Genomic DNA, 2,131 nt, shown 5'->3' on the forward strand with positions numbered 1-2,131 from the left:
CGCTGCAGGCTCCGGCCCGTCAGATCGCGGCCAACGCCGGTGCGGAAGCATCGATCGTTGCCGGCAAGATCCTTGAGAACAAGGGGGCAACCTTCGGCTACAACGCCCAGACCGGCGAATATGGCGACATGATCGCCATGGGTATCGTCGATCCGGTCAAGGTTGTGCGCACGGCTCTGCAGGACGCGGCCTCGGTCGCCGGCCTGCTGGTCACCACCGAAGCTATGATCGCCGAGGCTCCGAAGAAGGAGTCGGCTGGCGGCGGCATGCCGGCTGGTATGCCCGGCGGTGGCATGGGCGGCATGGGCGGTATGGATTTCTAATCCAGCCCCCTATCAACCTACAGCGGAAAGGGCGGCAGCAATGCCGCCCTTTTTTGTGTGCCGAGCATGATCGACAGCTTGGAGGTGCAAGTCCTCTACCCAGCTGATGGCGGCGAAGCGCAACGGCGTCGTCGTGAGACGGGTCTGGCCGTGTCCTTTCGTTCAGCCGCTGGTCGAAACTCACGATGATCGTGCTGCCTTCCGCCGTGCCGTGGATCTTTACAGGGCTGCGAGAAGGCCTTGCCAACGGCTGGCAGACCCTGGTTGCGGTAGAACTCATCGCATCGTTCGAAAGGCTCCGATACCTGATCGCCTATGGTCGTCAGCTCTTTCAATTGGAACTCGTTCTTTCGGCCATGATCGTGGTCGGCCTGACCGGATTGGGACCCACGGCCTGCTCACGCTTGCCTAAAACCATCTGCAACGCTGGCGTCCGGAGACCCAGATGAGCCTGATCACGATTACAGGTCGGGATAGGCTGTCGCACGGCGCTTCCATCGCACCGCCGGCCTTCCGCTTCATCGGCCGACATCTGCGGCCGCTTGCGGTGTCGATGGCGCTGCTCGCGATTTTGGGAGTTGCTCGCCCATGCCGGCGCTGCTGACCCACGTTTTCTACCGCGGCTGGGAGAGGTGGCGGCCCGCGGCATGGCAGAGTTCAGCCGAGGTGGTCTCGGCTCCAATCTTCTGGCGAGCCTGGAACGTGACCTGATCGGTTTCGTGTGTGGCAGTGTGGCGGAATCGCGCTTGGTCCGGCGATCGGATTTTCCCGCCTTATCGAACGCCTGAGAGGCTCGTGGTCGCGGTTGTGTTACCGCTATTACGTGACCTAATCACGTTGACGATGCCAGCACCTTCATTGGCCACTTTCTGGACCATGTACGTCACATCAGGCTCCCCCGCCCGATCGACACGAGCCGGCTCTGTAACCACGCCGCCGTCATATAGCGGTTCCACGACGGCACTGGCGGCAGTCGTCTTCTCAGCGGCTACTGGTGGACGTTTCAGCATGACGCCAACGAATCCGACGGTGGCAAGGACAGGCAGACCAAGCACCGCGTAGAAGCTGTACTCCGCTGGAGTTCGCCTCGGAAGTGGAGCGACAAGGGCCTGATTTGTCTTGCCATGCCGACATTGTCAGCACGCTTTTCGAAGCCTCTGAATTCCTTAGTGTCCATCCCAGCTCGACCTCCGACCATCCCCATTTCCGGCTGCCCGCGGCACGGCAGCCCTTGGCCTCTAGCTGCGCTCGAGCGGATCAGCGTGCCGTCTGCCTTCTCTAGCCGATCAAAATGTCTGCACCCATTTGGCAATGGCCGTTTCGCGCAAAAGTATTCCCCCGTGAGCCGACTTTCCGAATTGGCTTAACTTCCAAATCTGTGGCTTTGCCTGCATTGCGGAGCGCGGAGTTCCGACCACTCGCCCAAGGGTATGCCATGGCGTTTCGTCTCTTTGTTCCGATCCTTGCCGGTGCAACGCTGCGCGAGCGGCTGCTCGCCTGCATCGGGGCCATGATCGGCATCGCATTGACTGGCGTGATCAGTGCGCTGGCGAACGGGTCTGGCCCACATGTCGCACTGCTAGTTGCTCCAATGGGAGCATCGGCCGTGCTGCTCTTTGCCGTGCCTTCAAGCCCGCTGGCGCAACCTTGGTCGATTATCGGTGGCAATACGATTTCGGCGCTGGTCGGGGTGATCGTGGCGCATTTCGTGCGTGAACCCGTTCTTGCTACCGGCATTGCGGTGGCGCTGGCCATCGCCGCCATGTCGTTCACGCGCTGCCTGCATCCGCCGGGTGGCGCCGCCGCCT

At 61.8% G+C, this 2,131-nt stretch carries 3 protein-coding genes and 1 pseudogene; all 4 read left to right on the forward strand.

Annotated features, from left to right (window positions below; genetic code table 11):
- On the forward strand, positions 1-323 hold a 323-nt coding region (locus NKH60_RS34760; protein WP_352875095.1), incomplete at its 5' end, for a TCP-1/cpn60 chaperonin family protein.
- Between the two features lie 161 nt (positions 324-484).
- Positions 485-772: pseudogene (locus tag NKH60_RS34765) on the forward strand (ABC transporter permease); the annotation flags it as partial.
- The gene (locus NKH60_RS34770) at positions 769-927 is read left to right on the forward strand and encodes a hypothetical protein (RefSeq protein ID WP_352875096.1); all 159 of its coding nucleotides are present in this window, start codon (positions 769-771) and stop codon (positions 925-927) included. The pseudogene NKH60_RS34765 and the gene NKH60_RS34770, both read left to right, overlap by 4 nt.
- A gap of 831 nt (positions 928-1,758) precedes the next feature.
- Positions 1,759-2,131 (forward strand): HPP family protein (locus tag NKH60_RS34775; protein ID WP_352875097.1); only part of this gene is annotated, 373 nt, incomplete at its 3' end.

The sequence above is a fragment of the Mesorhizobium sp. M1006 genome (assembly GCF_040318825.1).
GTDB lineage: Bacteria > Pseudomonadota > Alphaproteobacteria > Rhizobiales > Rhizobiaceae > Mesorhizobium.

Coding starts and splice junctions, on each gene's coding strand:
- NKH60_RS34770 (WP_352875096.1), top strand. CDS start 769: ATGAGCCTGATCACGATTACAGGTCGGGATAGGCTGTCGCACGGCGCT.